General features: G+C 70.8%; 12 protein-coding genes. 5 read left to right on the top strand and 7 right to left on the bottom strand.

Annotated features, from left to right (window positions below):
- Positions 1–7 precede the first annotated feature (7 nt).
- A complete protein-coding gene (locus E8A49_RS09240; protein WP_293379453.1) occupies positions 8–481 on the top strand; it encodes a hypothetical protein in 474 nt (157 codons plus the stop codon).
- A gap of 18 nt (positions 482–499) precedes the next feature.
- Here the strand turns inward: E8A49_RS09240 and E8A49_RS09235 are convergent, their stop codons facing one another.
- The 6 genes from E8A49_RS09235 to otsB all read right to left on the bottom strand — a co-directional run bounded on the left by E8A49_RS09235 (position 500) and on the right by otsB (position 8,537).
- Positions 500–979, bottom strand: a complete 480-nt coding sequence (locus E8A49_RS09235) for a response regulator (protein ID WP_293379450.1) — start codon at positions 977–979, stop codon at positions 500–502.
- A 141-nt stretch (positions 980–1,120) separates the two neighbouring features.
- Positions 1,121–1,582, bottom strand: a complete 462-nt coding sequence (locus tag E8A49_RS09230; protein WP_293379447.1) for a chemotaxis protein CheW — start codon at positions 1,580–1,582, stop codon at positions 1,121–1,123.
- A gap of 2 nt (positions 1,583–1,584) precedes the next feature.
- A complete protein-coding gene (locus tag E8A49_RS09225) occupies positions 1,585–3,501 on the bottom strand; it encodes a methyl-accepting chemotaxis protein (protein ID WP_293379444.1) in 1,917 nt (638 codons plus the stop codon).
- Between the two features lie 195 nt (positions 3,502–3,696).
- Positions 3,697–6,372 (bottom strand): DNA ligase D, encoded by a 2,676-nt coding sequence (gene ligD, locus E8A49_RS09220; protein WP_293379441.1) that lies wholly within the window; start codon positions 6,370–6,372, stop codon positions 3,697–3,699.
- A 12-nt stretch (positions 6,373–6,384) separates the two neighbouring features.
- Complete coding sequence (locus E8A49_RS09215; protein ID WP_293379438.1) at positions 6,385–7,788, bottom strand: trehalose-6-phosphate synthase; 1,404 nt, start codon at positions 7,786–7,788, stop codon at positions 6,385–6,387.
- Positions 7,785–8,537 carry a trehalose-phosphatase gene (otsB, locus tag E8A49_RS09210; protein ID WP_293379434.1) on the bottom strand — a complete coding sequence of 251 codons (753 nt, stop codon included), beginning with the start codon at positions 8,535–8,537 and terminating at the stop codon, positions 7,785–7,787. The genes E8A49_RS09215 and otsB overlap by 4 nt, the downstream gene beginning before the upstream one ends.
- 163 nt (positions 8,538–8,700) lie before the next feature.
- Between otsB and zwf the strand changes: the two genes are divergently transcribed.
- Positions 8,701–10,179 (top strand): glucose-6-phosphate dehydrogenase, encoded by a 1,479-nt coding sequence (gene zwf, locus E8A49_RS09205; RefSeq protein ID WP_293379432.1) that lies wholly within the window; start codon positions 8,701–8,703, stop codon positions 10,177–10,179.
- A 245-nt stretch (positions 10,180–10,424) separates the two neighbouring features.
- Entirely contained in the window at positions 10,425–14,540 is a 4,116-nt protein-coding gene (locus tag E8A49_RS09200; protein ID WP_293379430.1) for an AMP-binding protein, read from the top strand.
- Here E8A49_RS09200 and E8A49_RS09195 read toward each other — a convergent pair.
- A complete protein-coding gene (locus E8A49_RS09195; protein WP_293379427.1) occupies positions 14,537–16,366 on the bottom strand; it encodes a glycoside hydrolase family 15 protein in 1,830 nt (609 codons plus the stop codon). The two genes, E8A49_RS09200 and E8A49_RS09195, sit on opposite strands and share 4 nt — an antisense overlap.
- A 117-nt stretch (positions 16,367–16,483) precedes the next feature.
- Between E8A49_RS09195 and pyk the strand changes: the two genes are divergently transcribed.
- Together pyk and pgl are read left to right on the top strand one after the other, a co-directional pair.
- Complete coding sequence (pyk, locus tag E8A49_RS09190; protein ID WP_293379424.1) at positions 16,484–17,902, top strand: pyruvate kinase; 1,419 nt, start codon at positions 16,484–16,486, stop codon at positions 17,900–17,902.
- A gap of 22 nt (positions 17,903–17,924) precedes the next feature.
- Positions 17,925–18,581 (top strand): 6-phosphogluconolactonase, encoded by a 657-nt coding sequence (gene pgl, locus E8A49_RS09185; protein ID WP_293379421.1) that lies wholly within the window; start codon positions 17,925–17,927, stop codon positions 18,579–18,581.
- Positions 18,582–18,583: the final 2 nt, after the last annotated feature.

Below are 18,583 nucleotides of genomic sequence, written 5' to 3'. Positions count from 1 at the left end.
CGCAGCGATGACCGAGGATGCGACGGGGGCCCTGGGCCCGCCCGATCCGCCGGACAAGAGCCGGCTCGCCGCGCGGATCTCGGCGGACTACCTGCTGCGCTCGCTCAAGATGATCGGCGAACTGGCCAACGGCGAGCTGCTCACCGGCCTGGTCAACCTGGCGCTGGTGCAGGCCAACGTCTCGCACCTGGACCGGGTGTCGAGCGGCTTCGACAGCCTCGACAGCCCTCCGCCCGATGAGGTCCGCCGGCCGGTCAGCATCCTGGCGCTCTCGGCCAATCTGGGCCTGCCCTACGAGACCACCCGGCGGCACGTGGCCAAGATGGTCGAGACCGGGCAGTGCGTGCGGGTGAAGGGCGGGGTCATCGCGCCCACCGCCGCGGTCGCCGATCCGCGGCGTTCCGAGATGCTGGAAGTCAATCTGACGAACCTGCGCCGGCTGTACCGCAACCTGCGCGCCGCGGGGATCAGCCTCGACTGACGACGTCGCCCTGAAGGCTCAGAGCTCCACGGCCTCTCCGCCGGGGCCGCTGGCGCGGGCGGCCGCGGCCCTGGCCAGCATGCGGCGGTTGGCGAAGCCCTCGGCGATGGCGCGGGCCAGGCGGCTGACGCTGAACGGCTTGCCGACGAAGCTGTTGGCCCCGACGGCGCCGGCCTTGATCACGCGCGCCTCGGTGGCGTGGGCGGAGACCACCACGACCACCACCTCGGCGATGTGCGGATCCTTGGCGGCGCGGATCCGGCTGACGAACTCCAGGCCGTTCTCGCCGGCCATCTCGATGTCCGCAAAGACGAGGTCGACGCCGCCGGCCTGCAGGACCGCCCAGCCGCCCGCGGCGCTGTCGGCCTTGAAGATCTTGTTGATCCCCAGGCCCCGCAGGACCTCGGCGATCAGGGTGCGGGTGTTGGCGTTGTCCTCGACCAGCAGGGCGCAGACGCCGGTGAGGTCGAGATAGTCGCCGCTCGGCTGCGTATTCATGCGACGCCCCCACGTCTGGAAATCCACAGGCGCATTCTGCGGCTGAGGCCCCTAACGATAGGCTGAATCGCAGAGGCGCCCCCGACGAGGGACTACCCAGAATGGGTACTCTTCCCGCCGAGAACGTCATGGCCCCAACCGCTAGGCGGCGAGCTGGTCGCCCGGCGGGATCACCGCGTCCAGGGTCAGCAGGGTGATGATCCCGTCGTCGGCGGTGATCACGCCCAGCACGAACTCCTGGACCTTCGGCTCACCCACGTTCGGCGCGGGCTGCAGCATGCCCTCGCCAAGGGTGAGGATATCGCAGACCGCTTCGACCAGCAGGCCCACCAGGCGGTCGCCGATCTCGGCCACGATCACCACCGAGGCGGCGTTGGGCTCGCTGTCGCCGAGGCCCAGGCGTGAGCTGAAGTCGATCACCGGCAGCACAGAGCCGCGCAGGTTGATCATCCCCAGGACATGGGCGGGCGATTGCGGCAGGCGAGTGGAGGCGCACCAGCCGCGGATCTCGCGCACCGACATGATGTCGATGGCGAACCGCTGGCCGCCGATCTCCACGATGATCAGCTCCTGGCCCGCCTTGACGTTGAGCTCGGCCTTCATCCTCAGAACTCCGACCAGGCGGCGGCCTTGGCCTGATCCGTGGAGATCATCTGGGCGACCTTGGCCTGGGCGGCGTGCACCGGATGGCGAGAGGCCGGCGTGGGCCGGGCCGACGGGGCGGGACGCGCGCGATTGGGCGCGGCGTGGTCGGGCCCCAGCCGGAACTGGCTCATCAGGTCGGAAAGGTCGGTCGCCTCCTGCGACAGGGCGTGGCTGGCGGCGGTGGATTCCTCGACCATGGCGGCGTTCTGCTGGGTGACCTGGTCCATCTGGTTCACCGCGACGTTCACCTGGGCGAGGCCTGTGGCCTGCTCCTGAGCGGCCGAGGCGATCTCTTCGACCAGGGCATTGATGCGCCCGACCTCGCCCACGATGCGCTCGAGCGCCTGGCCGGTCTCGCCGACCAGCTTCACGCCCTGGCCCACCTTGGCCGTGGAGTCGGAGATCAGCGCCTTGATCTCCTTGGCCGCGTCCGCCGAGCGTTGGGCGAGAGCGCGGACCTCGGACGCCACCACCGCGAAGCCCTTGCCGGCGTCGCCGGCGCGGGCGGCTTCCACCCCGGCGTTCAAGGCCAGCAGGTTGGTCTGGAAGGCGATCTCGTCGATCACGCTGATGATCTGGCTGATCTGCTGGGCGGAGCCCTCGATCTCGCTCATCGCCGACATGGCCTGGGCGACGACCTGGCCGCCGGTCTCGGCGCCGCTCTTGGCGGAGGCGACTACGTCGCGGGTCTCCTTGGCGCCCTCGGCGGTCTTGCGCACCGTAGCGGTGATCTGCTCCAGGGCCGCGGCGGTCTCCTCCAGGCTCGCGGCCTGTTGCTCGGTGCGCCGGGACAGGTCGTCGGAGGCGACGCTGATCTCCTGGCTGCCGGAGTGGATGCCGCCGGCGTTGCCGACGATCACGCCCATGGTCTTCTCCAGCTTGGCCATGGAACCGTTGAAGTCCTCGCGCAGCTTCTCGTAAGCCGGCGCCAGGCTGTCGTTGACCCGATAGGTCAGGTCGCCACTGGCCAGCTTCTCCATGGCGTTGCCGAACACCGAGACCACCAGGGCCTGTTCCTTGGCGATGGCGGCCTCGCCGGCGGCGCGGCGTTCCTGCTCGGCGCGCTCCTTGGCCTCGACCGCCTCGGCGTCGGCCTTGATCTTGGCGATGGCGCTTTCCTTGAACACCTGCACCGCGCCGGCCATCTGGCCGAGCTCGTCGTGGCGGTCGGCGCCGGGGATTTCCACCGCGTGGTCGCCGCCGGCCAGCCGGCGCATCACCTCGGCGATGGCCAGGAGCGGCTTGGACACCTGGTTGACCACCACATGGCCCGCGAAGGCGAGCATCAGCGCCGCCAGGGTCGCGATGCCGCCCATGATCGCCAGGGACACCGTCGCGGCGTGGGCCGCGGCCCGGCCGTCCTCGGTCGCCACCCGCATCTGCAGGTCGACCAGGTCGCCCACCGCGCCCGTCACCGGGTCGATGGCGGGATAGAGGCTGTGGTCGTTGAATTCGGCCAGGCCCGCCATGTCGCCGGACTGCAGCAGGCCCACCAGGCGGTCGGTGGCGCTGTCCGCCGCCGGCAGGCCCGCCTCGACCTTCTGGACCAGGGCGGTTTCCTCGGTGGTCATCTGGGTCTGGCGATAGGCGCCCCACTTGGCCTTGATCGTCTCGCGGGCGGCGGCGATCTGCTGCAGGGCCTTGGCGGGGGTGTAGGAGCCGCCGCGCGCCTTGTGGGCGGCGTCGACGATGCTATCGGAATAGCTGTCGCTGACCGCCTTCAGCTGCTGCATCGGCACGACGCGGTCGCTGATCACCGACTGCAGCCGGGTGTTGCCGACCGTTGTGGAAATCCAACCGCTCGCGCCGATGGCGATCATGCCCAGGCCCAGCGCCGCCAGCGAGCCGACCAGGCGCGCCTTGATCGTAAGCTTCATCGTCTTCGTCTCCATCCATCCCTGGATCGGGTTGCACCGGCAGCCGGGACAGAGGCGTCGAAGCGCGCCCGCGCCAGGGGTGGCGCGCGTTCGCAGACCTTCTCGGACCTGGCGGTCAATCGTCGCCAGCACCCTTAATTTCGGCGGATTACTTTTCCCTAAAGAGTGGGAATTCCCAGGAATCGGCCGGGCAGGTCAGCGTTTCGCCAACTTGCGGATCGCCGCCGCCAGGGGCTGCTCGGCGTCGCAATAGCCGGCCCAGGCGGTGGTCTTCTCAAGCAGGGCCGGCGCGGTGCGGATGGTGAAGGCCTTGGGGTTCAGCCCCGGTTTCACCTGGTCCCAGGTCAGGGGGAAGCTCACCGTCGCGCCGGGGCGCGCCCGCGGCGACAGCGGCGCCACGGCGGTCGAGAGCCGGTCGTTGCGCAGGTAATCCAGGAAGATGCGTCCGACCCGCTTGGCCTTGGCCATGTTGACCACGTAACGCTCGGGCTGGTCGGCGGCGATGGCCAGGCAGACGTCCTGGGCGAACTTTTTCGCCGTGGGCCAGTCGGTCTTGCCCTTCCCGTCCTTCAGCGGCGTGACCACGTGCAGGCCCTTGCCGCCGGTAGTCTTGCAGAAGGCCGTGAGGCCCAGGGCTTCCAGCCGTTCCTTCACCGTCAGCGCGGCCTCGATCACCCGCTCGAAGGGGATGGCCTCGTCGGGATCCAGGTCGAAGACCAGCCGGCCGGGCGTCTCCGGCGAGAACGGTTGACAGTTCCACGGGTGGTATTCGGTGGCGCCCTGCTGGGCGAGCGCGGCCAGGGCCTCGATGCGGTCGATCTCGAGATAGGGCTTGTGGTCGCCCAGCACCTTGACCTCGGAGATCAGAGCGGAGGAGCCCTTGCCCACATGGCGCTGGAAGAAGCGCTGCGCGCCCTCGATCCCATCCGGCGTGCGGATGATCGAGCAGGGCCGGCCCTTGATGTGGGTCATCATCCAGGGCCCGACCGTCTGCAGGTAGCGGGCGAGGTCGAGCTTGGTGACCGGCGTCCCGTCGCCGCCATCCGGCCATAGCGCTTTGTCCGGATGCGAGAGGGTTATGCCCATGACGACGGCGGGTCCCGGTTTCTTCGTCGCCGCAGCCTTGGCCATGGGCGCGGGTTCGGCAAGGGCCGCCTCGCTGACCTGCGCCGGCTTTTCGGCGACGACATCCTGGGCGGGCTTGTCTTCGCGCAGCGCCTTAAACGCGCCCTGGCGCACCATGCCCGAGGCGGTGAAGCCGGCGAACTCGATCTCCGCCACCAGCTCTGGTTTCGCCCAGTGGACATCGGCGGCCTTGCGCGGCGCGCCCGCGCCGATGAAGGGGCTCTTGTCCGCCTCCAGGTTCTGCAGGCGCGGCAGAACGCGGGCCACCTTGTCGCGGCCGAAGCCCGTGCCGACCCGGCCGGTGTAGATCAGCTTGCCGTCGCGGTTCACGCCGACGAGCAGCGAGCGCAGTTGCCCGGTCTCGCCGGTCCAGCCGCCGATCACCACCTCGTGGCCGGCGCGGCACTTGGACTTCAGCCAGGTCTCGCTGCGGTCCGACCGGTAGGGTGCGTCGAGCCGCTTGGAGACGATCCCCTCCAGTGACATGCGGCAGGCCGACTGCAGCACCGCGTCGCCGGCGATCTCGAAGTGGTCGACGTAGCGGATGCGTTTGCCGACCGTCCTGGGCGCCGTGTCCAGCAAGGCCTTCAGCCGCGCCTTGCGTTCGCTGAGGGGCAGGTTGCGCAGGTCCTCGCCGCCCGCGAACAGGAGGTCGAAGGCGAAGAAGATCAGGTCGCCGGTCTTGCCGTCCGACAAGGCCGCCTGCAGGGCCGCGAAGTCGGGCGCGCCGGAGGCGTCGAGCGCGCAGGCCTCGCCGTCGATCAAGGCGTCGGGCAGGGCCTCGCCGGCCTTGCCGATCTCCTCGAACTTCGCCGTCCAGTCGAGACCGGCGCGGGTCTTCAGAGTGGCATGGCCGCCATCGACGCGCAGTTGCAGGCGATAGCCGTCGAACTTGATCTCGTGGCCCCAGCCCACGCCCTGCGGCGGCCGGTCGACCGAGCGCGCCAGCTGCGGGGCCACGAACCCCGGCAGGGCCGCGGCCTTCAGCTTCGGCGGCGGTGCAGCGCGCAGGGGCGCAGGCTCGGCCTCGCCGTCATCGCTATCGCCGTCCGCGCGGTTCGAATGCCAGACCCGCTTGGCCTTGGCGCGCGCGCGGCCGGTCATGAAGCGGGTCGGGCCCTTGCCCTGGCCATCGGCGATCTCGCCCATGGTCCGGCCCGAGGCCACGGAGGTCTCGGTCTGCTCGACCAGAGCCATGCCGTCGTGGTCCACCGAATAGCCGTCGTGGTGCTTGATCAGCAGCCAGTTGTCCTTTTTCTCCCGCTCACGGCGCTTCATCCGCACCAGGACGAACCCGCCCTTCAGCCGCTCGCCATCGAGCCGGAACTTGAAGTCGCCGCCCGCGAGGCCCTTGTGCGGATCGGTCCCGGCTTCGGGCTCCCAGTAGCCGCGGTCCCACAGCATGACCGTGCCGCCGCCGTACTGACCCTTGGGGATGGTCCCTTCGAAATCGCCGTAGTCGAGGGGGTGGTCCTCCACCTGCACCGCCAGGCGCCGGTCGGCGGGATCGAGCGAGGGGCCCTTGGTCACCGCCCAGGACTTGAAGGTCCCGTCCAGCTCCAGGCGGAAGTCGTAGTGCAGGCGCGTGGCGGCATGCTTCTGGATCACGAAGCGCAGGCGGTTCGAAGGCGTCACCGCCTCGGCGCCGCTGGGCTCCTCGGTCTGGCTGAAGTCGCGCATGGCGCGGTAGCGGGCCAGGTTCTTGTCGGGTGCGCTCTTGTCGACGGCGGGTTTGCGGGCGGCCACGGCGGATGTCCCCTAGCAGGCCAGCGCAGCCTGCCTCGATGTCGCTAGGCCGGCGAGCGCGTTCACGAAGGAGTCGCGCCAGGCGGTGACGTCCTCGCGCTGGATGTTGTCGAACAGCGCGCTCCAGCGGCGGATGCGTTCGGCCTTCTCCATTCCGAGCGCGCGTTTCAGGGCGTCGGCGATCTCTTCGGGGCTGTTCGGGTTGACCAGCAGCGCCTCGCCCATCTGCCGCGCCGCGCCGGCGAAGCGCGACAGGATCAGGACGCCGGGATCCTCCGGGTTCTGGGCGGCGACATATTCCTTGGCCACCAGGTTCATCCCGTCGCGCAGCGGCGTCACCAGCCCGACCCGGGCCGCGCCATAGATGCCGGCCAGCTCGTCGCGGCGGTAGTTCTTGTTCACATAGCGGAACGGGTTCCAATCGACGTCGGAGAACTCGCCGTTGATGCGGCCCGACAGCGCGTCCAGCCGGCCGCGGATCTCCTGATAGGCGTCGACGCTCTCGCGGCTGACCGGTGCGATCTGCAGCATCAGCACCTCGCGGCGCATGTCCGGGTTGTCGACCAGGAACCGCTCGAAGCCCAGGAACCGCTCCTCCAGGCCCTTGGAATAGTCCAGCCGGTCGACGCCCACGACCAGGTGGCGGAAGACTGTGGCGGCGGCCATCAGGTCGCGCATGCGCCGGGCGCGCGGGCTCTTCAGCATGCGGGCGAAGTCGGGGGCGTCGAGGCCGATCGGGAAGGCGCCGACCCGCAGGGACCGGCCATAGGCCTTCAGCCGCCCGGGCTCCGGCTGCGATCCGCCGCCCTCCGCCAGGACATATTCCTCGAAGGCCTGGCAGTACTCGGCGGTCTGGAAGCCCACCAGGTCGTAGTCGAACATCGCCTGCACCAACAGGCTGTGCCCGGGCAGCGTGGTGAACACCTGGTGCGCCGGCCAGGGCACATGCAGGAAGAAGCCGATCCGGTTCTTGATGCCGAGCGCGCGCAGTTCGCGGGCCAGCGGGATCAGATGGTAGTCGTGCACCCAGATCAGGTCGCCGTCGGCGATCAAGGGCGCGAGCGTCTCGGCGAAACGCTTGTTCACCCGGCTGTAGCCCTCGCCGTAGACCCGGTCGTAGGCGGCGATGTCGGTGCGGTAGTGGAACAGCGGCCAGAGCGTCTTGTTGGCGTAGCCGTTGTAGTATTCGTCGAGGTCGGCGGCCTCCAGGTCGACCACCGCGCTCGTCACCCCGTCCTGGGTCTGCATCGAGAGCTTGCCGTCGAACTCCGGCGTGGTCTTGCCGCTCCAGCCGAACCATAGGCCGGAATATTCCCGCAGAGCCGCGGCCAGCGCCATGGCTAGGCCGCCCACGGTCTCCTCGCCCGCGCCGCCTGGCGGGTTCACCCGGTTGGAAACGACGATGAGGCGGCTCATGTGGCGGCGTCCAGCCAGGCCAGCGCCGCTTCGACGCCCGTCAGGCGGAAACGCGCGCCGGTGGGCCTGGGCGGGCCCACCGCCACGCCGAACCCGCCCAGGGCCTCCGCGGCCTCGAAGCCGTCCTCGTCGGTGACGTCGTCGCCCATGAAGACCGGCCGTGCGCCGGCGAACGCCGGTTCGCCCAGGAAGGCGCGGACGCTGTCGCCCTTGCTGGCGCCCGGGGTGCGCAGCTCCTCGACCATGTCGCCGTGCTGCAGGGTCAGGCCCGTCTCCTCGGCGATGGCCTGGGCGCAGGCGCGGGCGTCCGCGGCGTGCCGGCTCGCCAGGCGGAAGTGCAGCGCCACGGACAGGCCGGCCTTTTCCTCGACCATCAGGCCGGAATCCCGGGCCGCGAAGGCGCCGAGCGCCTCGGCCGCGCGGGCCAGGGCGGGATGCGGCGCGGCGCTCACCACCCGGCCGTCCTGATCGCGCCTTACGAGGCCGTGCACCGCCGCCACATTGGCCACGCAGCCCTCTAGGATACGGTCGACATCGGCCAGGGTGCGGCCGCTGATCACCGCCAGCCGGCCTTCCAGCTTGCGCGCCAGGCGCTCCAGGAGGCTGGTGCGGCGCGGGTCGGGGCGGACATCCTGCGGCCGCGCGGCGATGGGCGCCAGGGTGCCGTCGAGGTCAAGGAACAGCGCCGTCTCCCGCAGCCGCAACGGCTTGGGAGTGGGAAGTCCGACGATAAGCTCCTGGATCGACATGCACGCAACACCCCGAGGTGTTCTGGGAACGCGTGAGGCCTGGCTTCGATCCCTTGGACGAGCGCCGGAAACCCTGGATGGGCTTGACGTTCCGTACAGCAATCCGCGCTATGCCCCTCGCGCGCCTGAACCCGATCCAGACCCCTATTCGAGGTGACGTCCGATGGCCCAGAACCCCCAGGGCGAGACGCCGCTGGCCGACGCCATCGTGCTGTTCGGCGCGACCGGCGACCTGTCGCGGCGCATGCTGTTGCCGTCGCTCTACTTCCTCGACGCCGACGGCCTGCTGCCCGTGGGGTTCAAGATCCTGGCCACCGCCCGGGCCCAGCACAGCCGCGCCGAGTTCGTCGACCAGGTCCTGAAAATCCTGGCCGCGCGGCCGGAAGGGGTCGACGACGGCGTCTGGGCGCGGTTCTCCGAGCGGATCGACTATGTCGCCTGCGATGCCACCACCGCGGCGGGCGCGGGCGAGCTCAAGCCGCACCTGCAGGGCCGTTCGCGGCCGATGTTCTTCCTGGCCATCTCGCCCAGCCTCTATGGCCGCGTCTGCGTGGCGCTGGCCGCCGCGGGCCTGGCCGTCGACGAGAGCCGCATCGTCCTGGAAAAGCCGGTGGGCCGGGACCTGGAGACCTCGCGCGAGGTCAATGTCGCGGTGGGCGCGGTCTTCTCCGAGGACCGCATCTTCCGGATCGACCACTACCTGGGCAAGGAGACGGTGCAGAACCTGATCGCGCTGCGCTTCGCCAACACCCTGTTCGAGCCGCTCTGGAACAACCTCACCATCGACCACGTGCAGATCACCGTGGCCGAGACCGAGGGCGTGGGCGAGCGCTGGCCCTATTACGACGAGTACGGCGCCCTGCGCGACATGCTGCAGAACCACATGCTGCAGCTGCTCTGCTTCGTGGCCATGGAGCCGCCGGCCGACATGGAGCCGGACAGCGTGCGCAACGAGAAGGTCAAGGTGCTGCGTTCGCTCCGCCGCTTCACCCGCGCCGAGGCCCAGAGCGCCTCGGTGCGCGGCCAGTACACCAAGGGCGTGGTCGGGGGCCGGGAAGCCGACGGCTATGAGGCCGAGCGTGGTCAGCCCACCGGCACCGAGACCTTCGTGGCCCTGCGCGTCGACATCGACAACTGGCGCTGGGCGGGCGTGCCCTTCTTCCTGCGCACCGGCAAGCGCCTGCCCGAGCGGCGCACCCAGATCGCCATCCAGTTCAAGGCCGTGCCGCACTCGATCTTCGGCAACGCCGCCAAGGACGACCTGGTGGCCAACCGCCTGGTCATCGACCTGCAGCCGGACGAGGACATCGCGCTGACCCTCATGAACAAGTCGCCGGGCATCTCCCGGGGCGGCATGCGGCTGCAGTCCATGCCCTTGTCGCTGTCGCTGCTGCGCGCCTACGAGGGGCCCGGTTCGCGCCGGCGGATCGCCTATGAGCGCCTGCTGCTCGACGTGATGCACGGCAACTCCACCCTCTTCGTGCGCCGCGACGAGGTGGAGGAGGCCTGGCGCTGGGTCGACGGGGTCGCCGACGCCTGGGCCGAGGCGGGCCTCGCGCCCAAGCCCTACGCCGCCGGCTCCTGGGGGCCGTCGGGCGCCTTCGCGCTCATCGAGCGGTCGGAGCGCGCCTGGCTGGATTGACGGGGCGGCCGCGCGCCGCTGGCGGCGAGATACGGCAGAGTCGGGCAGTCGACACTACTGTGGCGGGTGCGCCCACATGCCGCGCGTCCGAACGGCGTTGGGATCGGCGCGCTCTGGAATCTTTCTGGGAATTCGGATTACATAGGTCAGCCAAGGGCTTATGGCCCGGGCTATTGGGGGTTCAAGGGATCGGGGGCGAGACCTTGCGGGCGACGGCGCGCGAGCGAAAAATACAACCGAAGCGGGTGCGTGAAAACCTGCCGCTGAGCCCCAATGAGGAACGCTACGTCCTGGCTGAGACCATGACGGGGCAGATCTACATGGCGCCCTCGGCGGTGCGCATCCTGGGCAAGGTCGACCTCAGCGGTTTCGAGGGGCTCCTGCAGGCCACCTGCGACCGTCATGAGGCGCGGCGCACCGGCTTCGAGGCCTCGGGCGACGGGGGGTTCCGCAAATACGTCGAGGACCGCGGCCGGGTCAGCATGAAGCGGCTCTCCATGCCGGGCGCCTCGGACGAGGCCCTGCGCGCGGCGGTCCGCGAGCACGTCTACCAGAAGAGCGACTTCTCACCCGGGACCCTGCACCGCTTCCTGATGATCGAGGTCGGGCCGGAGGACCACGTGGTGGCCATGGGCCTGCACCACGCCACCTCCGATGGCGTCACCACCTCGGCCTTCCAGATGGAACTCTTCATGCGGCTGTTCGGCTTCCCGCTGCCAGCCGAGAGCGAGGTGACCCAGTACAGCGACGTCTGGGATTTCGACTGGCGGAACTCCGACGCCTACCGGGAAGCCGAGGCCTTCTGGCGCGAGCGGATGGCGGGCCTCGAGACCGCCGGCGTCTGGCCGGCCGACCGGGCCAATGCGCCCACGCCCGAGGCGCGGCCCGGCGTGGTGCGGGAGGTGCCCCCGGAAGTCGCCGCCGCGACCCAGAAAGCCGCCGAGGCCATCGGCGCCAGCCACTTCACCTTCTTCTACGCCGTCTACATGGTGCTCCTGAGCCGGCTGACCGGAGCGGCCAGGGTCTGCACCACCTTCCAGAGCGCGGGGCGGCGCGGCAAGGCGGGCGCCGAACAGACGCATGGCGTCTTCTCCAACGCCCTGATCCTGGGGACCGAGGTCGACGAGAGCCAGTCGATCCGAACGCTTGCGGGCCGGATGCGCGGCGAGATCCGCGAGGCCATCGCCCACGAGATCTACCCCTATCACCACGTGATCCGCGCCACGGGCGTGCATCCGCGGTTCGCCATAAACTGGTATCCGCCGAGCCCGTCGGGCGCCGTCGAGGGCGTCAGTTTCGCGGGCATCGACCTCATCGAGAACCAGGACGACGACGACCTGAACCTGCGGTTCCACATCTACGAAGGCCGCATGAGCTTGGCGCTATTCTACGACCCCGCCGCCTTCGGCGCGGCGCGGGTGGAGGCGGTGGCCGAACAGGTGGTGGCCCTGGCCGACGCCCTGGCCCGCGACGTGGACGCGCCGATCGCGGCCTCGCCCCTGGCCGCTTTCGCCGCGCCGGGCGTCCTGCCCGACCCCGACGCGCTCCTGCCGGACGATCCGGGGCGGCTGATCCACGCCGATTTCCTGGCGCGGGCGCGGGAGACGCCCGACGCCATCGCCATCGAACACGGCGAGCGGCGGTTCACCTACGCTGAGGTCGAGGCGTGTTCGCGGGCGGTGGCCGAAGGGCTCGCGTCGCGCGGCGTGGCGGCCGGCGAGCGGGTGGCGATCCTGGCCGAGCGCAGCCCGGAGCTGGTCTTCGCCCTCCTGGGCGTGGCGCGGCTGGGCGGGGTTTTCATCCTGCTGGACAGCGCCTACCCCGAGCCCAGGCTGAGCCAGCTCTGCGAGATCGCCGCGCCGCACGCCGTGGTGGCGACCGGGCCTGGCCTGACGCCGCTCGCCGAACGCCTGGTGCTGGCGGCCCGGGCCAAGGCGCTGGAGGTGGGGGCGCTGCGCCAGGCGGCCCGCGACGCCGCGATCACCGGCCTCGCGCTCGACCGCGCCCGGCCGGACGAGGCGGCCTACATCCTCTTCACCTCCGGCAGCACCGGGCGGCCGAAGGGCGTCGCCTGCGCGCACGGTCCGCTCAGCCATTTCCTGCGCTGGCAGGCGCAGAGTTTCGGCCTGACCGCCGCGGACCGGATCACCCTCCTGTCCGGCCTGTCGCACGATCCCCTGCTGCGCGACGTCTTCGCGCCCTTGTCGGCGGGCGGGACCCTGCTGATCCCACAGGCCGCGACGGTGCTGCAGCCCGGGGCCCTGGCCGGCTGGCTGGGCGAGACGCGCGCCACCGTCGTCCACCTGACCCCGGCCCTTGGGCAGATCCTGGCGGCCGAGGCGCATCGCGCCCCGCCGCTGCCGCATCTGCGGCTGATGTTCTGGGGCGGCGACTTCCTGCGCCCAGCCTTGCTGGCCGAGCTCGCCCCGCTCGCGCCGACGGCTGAGCATGTGAACGTCTACGGCGCCACCGAGACACCGCAGGCCGCGGGCTTCTTCCGCTTCGACGGCGACCTCCAGTGGTCCGCCGTGCCGGTGGGCGCGGGCTCCAACGGCTTCCAGCTGCTGGTGGTCGACGCCGAGCGGCGTCCGGTCGGCGTCGGTGAGGCCGGCGAGATCGCAGTGCGCTCCAACCGGCTGAGCCTGGGCTATGTGGAGGCCGGGCGGATCGTGACGCCCAGCGACCGCGGGCGCGACGCCACGGCCCGCGCCAACATCCACTACACCGGCGACCGCGGGGTTCGCCTGCCGGACGGCCAGGTGCTGCTCACGGGGCGCCAGGACGACCAGGTGAAGATCCGTGGCCACAGGGTGGAGCTGGCGGAGGTCACCGCCGCGCTCGCGGCCCGGCCGCAGGTGCGCGCCGCCGCCGCGCTGGCGGTGGGCGAGGCGGCGCACCGCCAGATCGCGGGCTTCGTGGCGGGCCCCAGGCTCTCGGCTTTCGACGAGGCGGCGACGTGCGAGGCCCTGGCCGCCCGCCTGCCCGCCTACATGGTCCCACAGCGGATCTACTGGCTGGAGGCCCTGCCGCTGACCCCCAACGGCAAGGTCGACCGTGCGGCCCTGGCCGCTCACGTGGCGGCCCAGGAAGCGGCTCAGGCCGACCAGGCCGGTCCGGCGCGGGCGCCGACCGCGCGCGAGCAGGCGCTGATCGACCGCTGGCGCGAGGTGCTGGGCGCGGCGCGGCCGATCCTGCCCGCCTCCACCTTCGCCGGCCTGGGCGGCGACAGCCTATCCTACGTCCAGGCCTACTTGGCCACCGAGGAGGCGATCGGCGACGTGCCAGCCGGCTGGCAGATGATGACCGTGGCCGAGCTCGCCGCCGCCGGCCGGGCCGCCGCCGCGAGCCGCTGGGCGGGCTGGAGCGCGGTGGACGCCCCGATCCTGCTGCGCGCCGCCTCGATCTTCCTAGTGGTGGCGGGGCACTTGGGCCTGTTGCGCTACGGCGGCGGCGCCACCACCAGCCTGCTGGCGATCTCCGGCTACCTGTTCGGCGCCCTCCAGCTGCCGCAGGTCTTCGCCGCCCGCTCGGTCGCGCCGGCGACCCGCTGGCTCGGGAAGCTGTTCGTGCCGACCATGCTGTTCTCAGTGCTGCTGTTCTCGGCCAAGGCCCTGGCCGGGCGGCGCCCTAGCGTCTCGACCCTGCTGCTGGCGGCCGACCTCCAGGACTACTCTAAGCTCTCGCCGCCCTACTGGGGCGGGCATGAGTTCTATCTGTGGTTCATCGACTGCCTGCTGCAGATCCTGGTTCTGGTCTGCCTGGCGCTGGCCGTGACCACGCGGGCGACGGACTTCCGGGTCTCGCCGATGCGCTTCGCCGCGGGGCTGTTCGGCCTCGCCTGCGTCACCCGCTTCCTGCTGCCGGCCGCGGTCTATCCGGGATTCTTCACGGGCCAGGCGCCGGCCTTCGCGACGGTGGCCTTCCTGCCCACGACCCACCTGCCGACCTTCATGCTGGGGGTGATGATCGCGCTTGCCGCCACGCGACGGCAGAAGACCTGGGTCGCCGTGACGCTCCTGGGCTACGCTCTCATGACCGCGGGGGCGTTCAATCCGCAGCAGGCGCTGATCGCGCTGATTTCCGGCGCGGCCCTGCTGACGGCGGGCCAGGCGGCCCTGCCCAGGCCGGTGGCCGTGACCGTGATGGCGGTGTCCGGCGCCTCGCTGTTCATCTACCTGACCCATTTCGCGGCGCGGGACGTGCTGAGATGGGTCCACGCTCCGGCGTGGCCGGCGTTACAGGTGGCCGTGGCCCTGGCCGCGGGGATCGTGCTGTCGCAGCTCTGGACGAGGGGTGCGGCGCTCCTGGGCCGGGCCGCGCGCCAGCCGCCGGCCGCCGCCGAGCCCCAGGCGGCGATCTAGCGGACGCTGGCCCAGGGCCGCGAGAGCAGGCTCGCGCAGTTGATCAGGCCGACCAGGGAATAGGTCTGCGGATAATTCCCCCAGAGCTCCTTGCCGTCGAAGCTGATATCCTCCGACAGTAGGCCCGCCTTGGTGCGCCGGTCCAACATGTCCTCGAAAAGCTGCCGCGCCTCGTCGGTGCGGCCCGACAGGTGCAGGGCCTCGATCAGCCAGAAAGTGCAGAAGTTGAAGGCGGTCTTCGGCTCGCCGAAGTCATCGGGCTGGGCGTAGCGCAGCATGAACTCGCCGCGCCGCAGGCCCTTCTCCACCGCCTCCATGGTGGCGACCATCCGCGGGTCGGTGGGTTCCACGTAGCGCACGTCGATCATCTGCAGCAGCGAGGCGTCGAGCTGGTCGCCGCCGAAGGTCGAGGCGTAGCGGCCCAGTTCCTCGTTCCAGGCCTCGCGCTCGATGGTGGCGCGGATCTGGTTGGCGCGGTCGTTCCAGAACTCGGCGCGGTCCTTGAGGCCCAGCCGGGCGGCGGCGTTGCCCAGCCGGTCGCAGGCCGCCCAGCACATCACCGAGGAATAGGTGTGCACCGCCTCGCGGCCGCGGAATTCCCAGAGGCTGGCGTCCGGCTGGTCGTGCAGCTCGAAGGCGCGGTCGCCGACCCACTCCAGGGCGCGGAAGTCGTCCACCGAGGCCGGGCGGATCAGGCGCTCGTCGAAGAAGGCCTGGACGGTGGAGAGCACGATCTGGCCGAACACGTCATACTGCATGTGCTCGTGGGCCTGGTTGCCGACCCTGACGGGCCCCATGCCGCGGTAGCCCTTCAGGCCCGGGGCGACCCGCTCGGTCAGCACCGGCTCCAGGCCGACGCCATAGACCGGCTGCATCCGCCCGTCCTTGCCCACCTGGTCGACCAGGTTGCGCAGGTAGACCAGGTAGTTCTCCAGGATGTCCGCCGCGCCCAGGCGGTTCAGGGCCTGCACCACATAGTAGGCGTCGCGCAGCCAGCAGTAGCGGTAGTCCCAGTTGCGGGCGACCTCGCCCGGCTCGACCGCGTGCTCCGGGATCGAGGTGGTCATCGCCGCCACGATGGCGCCGGTGTCCTCGTGGGTGCAGAGCTTCAGCGTGATCGCCGCCCGGATCACCGCCGACTGCCACTCCAGCGGCACGTAGAGGGTCCGCACCCAGCGCCGCCAATAGTCGGTGGTCTCGCGCAGCATGCGCAGGGTGGTGGTGGTGATGTCGTCCGGGAAGCCTTCGTCCGGGCCCAGGAAGAGCGCGATCGGCTCCTCCAGCCGGAACAGACGCTCGTCCAGCACGTGGCTGATCGGCCCGTCGGTGGTCATCCGCAGTGTGGTCTCACCGCCCACATAACGGATGTGGTTGGAGCCGTTGGTGGTGGCGGCCGGCGCCTCACCGTAGTTCACGGTCGGCCGCAGGCGGATGCGGATGCGCGGCGTGCCCTCCACGGGCCGGATCAGCCGCACGAAGGCCAGCGGGCGGTAGAGCCGGCCGAACTGGCGGTAGCGCGGGCAGAAATCGATGATCTCCACGCGCGCGCCGGCCTCGTCGGTGATCTCGGTGATCAGGATCGGGGTGTTGCGGCGGTAGGCCTGGGTGGTCTCCTTGCGGTTCTCGACCTCCACGGACCACAAGCCATGGCCGCCGTCGGCGCCGTCCTCCGCGGCCTCGCCGTTCAGCAGGGCGGAGAAGAAGGGATCGCCGTCCACCCGGGGCGCGCAGGCCCAGACATAGCGGCCCGCCTCGTCGATCAGGGCGCTGGCCGCGCAGTTGCCGATCGGGAACAGTTCGAGGTTCTGGGTCACGCGTGCGCCCATACGGTCTGAGCCCCTGTCATCGCACACCCTCTTCCCGAGCCGGTTCGCCCAAATCCGCCAGCTTAGCCTCTAACGTGCCTTGATCAGCTTGGCTCCGGAAGCCTAAGGCTCCAGCCCATGATCCGTGCGCGCCGAGCCCGAATTGTCGCGACCCTGGGACCCGCGAGCCGCGGCGTGGACAAGGTGCGGGAGCTCGCCCTGGCCGGGGCGGACGTCTTCCGGGTCAACTTCAGCCACGGAACCCACGCCGATCACGCCAAGACCATCGCCTCGGTGCGCGAGGCGGAGGCCTCGGTCGGCCGGCCGCTGGCGGTGCTGGCCGACCTGCAGGGGCCAAAGATCCGCCTGGGCGTCTTCGCCGATGGGATCGCGCGGCTGAAGAGCGGCCACCACCTGCGCCTGGACCTGAGCGCCGAGCCCGGCGACGCCTCGCGCATCGGCGTGCCGCATCCCGAAGTGTTCGCCGCCCTGCGCAAGGGGGCTATCGTGCTGCTGGACGACGGCAAGGTGCGCCTGCGGGTGACCGACAACGGCCCGGACTTCGCCGAGACCGTGGTGGAGGCCGGCGACCAACTCTCCGACCACAAGGGCCTGAACCTGCCCGGCCTGGCGATCCCGATCCCGGCGCTGACCGACAAGGACCGCAAGGACCTGGCCTTCGCCCTGAACGAGGGCGTGGACTGGGTGGCGCTCAGCTTCGTGCAGCGCGCCTCCGACATGGCCGAGCTGCGCAGCCTGGTGCAGGGGCGCGCCAATGTGCTGGCCAAGATCGAGAAGCCCTCGGCGCTGGAGTCCCTCGACGAGATCCTCGACCTCTGCCAGGCGGTGATGGTGGCCCGGGGCGACCTCGGCGTGGAGCTGGCGCCGGAGGAGGTGCCGGTGGTCCAGAAGCAGCTGGTCCGCGCCGCCCGCCTGCGCGGCATCCCGGTGATCGTGGCCACCCAGATGCTGGAATCCATGACCCATTCGCCGACGCCGACCCGGGCCGAGGCTTCGGACGTGGCCGGCGCGGTCTATGAGGGCGCCGACGCCCTGATGCTCTCGGCGGAGAGCGCCGCCGGCGATTATCCGCTGGAAGCCGTCTCGATGATGGACCGCATCATCACCCGCGTGGAGCGCGACCCGCGCTGGCCGGAGCTGATGCGCGCGGAATATCCCGTGGAGGACGCCGACGCCGACGCCCTGGTGGCCGCCGCGCGCAAGGCCGCCGACGCCGCCTCCACCGCCTGCCTGGCCGCCTTCACCACCACCGGCCAGACGGCGCTGCGGCTGGCCCGCGAGCGGCCGCTGCAGCCGACGCTGGCGCTCACCCCCAGCCTCGACACCGCCCGGCGCATGGCGCTGATCTGGGGCGTTGAGCCCCGCGTCGTGGCCGAGCCCTCCGACCCGGAGGACCTGACCCGCGTGGCCCTGGAACAGGCGGTCGAAATGAACCTGGCCGACCCCGGCCAGCGGGTGCTGATCCTGGCCGGCTTGCCCATGGGCAAGCCCGGATCGGCCAACATCCTGCGCATCGCCCATGCGCCCACCCGCTAGGCCGGCGCGTTAGGGCGGGATGATGGTTGAGACCTTCGAAAACGGCGAGGCGCTGGCGGACGCGGTGGCCTCCGCCATTCTGGAACGGCTCTCGGCCGGCCTTGCCGCCCGCGGCCATGCGAGCCTGGTGGCCACCGGCGGGCGTTCTCCCGGCGGCGTGTACGACCGGCTGGCGCGCACCCCGCTCGACTGGGCGCATGTGGCCGTAACCCTGTCCGACGAGCGGCAGGTGGACGCCGACTCGCCGAATTCCAACGCCCGGGGTCTGCGCGAGCGCCTGTTCGTGGGCGAGGCCGCCGCCGCCCGCTTCCTGCCGCTGACCGACTATGCCGAGCCGGCGCTGCGCCAGCTGATGCCGTTCGATGCGGTGATGCTGGGCATGGGCGAGGACGGCCATGTCGCCTCGCTGATCCCCGGCAGCCCGGTGATGGCCCAGGCGAACGGCCCCGCCCTGGTCGCGGAGTCGCCCCAGGGCTTCGGCGCGCCGCCCGTGCCGCGGATCAGCCTGACGTTCGCGGCGTTGTTGCAGAGCCGCGCCATCTTCCTCTTGATCGCCGGGGAGGCTAAGCGGCAGGTGATCGAGGGGGCTGCGACCGGGCCCGACCTGCCCGTGCGTACGGTCCTTAACCAGGACCGGGTTCCGCTGAGGGTATTCTGGGCCCCGAGCTTCGAGGGATAGCC

This window comes from Phenylobacterium sp., assembly GCF_004799515.1.
Classification (GTDB): Bacteria; Pseudomonadota; Alphaproteobacteria; order Caulobacterales; family Caulobacteraceae; genus Phenylobacterium.
The sequence above is the reverse complement of the archived record's forward strand: the minus strand, read 5'-3'. Positions and strand labels throughout refer to the sequence as shown.

Coding starts and splice junctions, on each gene's coding strand:
- E8A49_RS09240 (WP_293379453.1), top strand. CDS start 8: ATGACCGAGGATGCGACGGGGGCCCTGGGCCCGCCCGATCCGCCGGAC.
- E8A49_RS09235 (WP_293379450.1), bottom strand. CDS start 979: ATGAATACGCAGCCGAGCGGCGACTATCTCGACCTCACCGGCGTCTGC.
- E8A49_RS09230 (WP_293379447.1), bottom strand. CDS start 1,582: ATGAAGGCCGAGCTCAACGTCAAGGCGGGCCAGGAGCTGATCATCGTG.
- E8A49_RS09225 (WP_293379444.1), bottom strand. CDS start 3,501: ATGAAGCTTACGATCAAGGCGCGCCTGGTCGGCTCGCTGGCGGCGCTG.
- E8A49_RS09215 (WP_293379438.1), bottom strand. CDS start 7,788: ATGAGCCGCCTCATCGTCGTTTCCAACCGGGTGAACCCGCCAGGCGGC.
- otsB (WP_293379434.1), bottom strand. CDS start 8,537: ATGTCGATCCAGGAGCTTATCGTCGGACTTCCCACTCCCAAGCCGTTG.
- zwf (WP_293379432.1), top strand. CDS start 8,701: ATGGCCCAGAACCCCCAGGGCGAGACGCCGCTGGCCGACGCCATCGTG.
- E8A49_RS09195 (WP_293379427.1), bottom strand. CDS start 16,366: ATGGGCGCACGCGTGACCCAGAACCTCGAACTGTTCCCGATCGGCAAC.
- pyk (WP_293379424.1), top strand. CDS start 16,484: ATGATCCGTGCGCGCCGAGCCCGAATTGTCGCGACCCTGGGACCCGCG.
- pgl (WP_293379421.1), top strand. CDS start 17,925: ATGGTTGAGACCTTCGAAAACGGCGAGGCGCTGGCGGACGCGGTGGCC.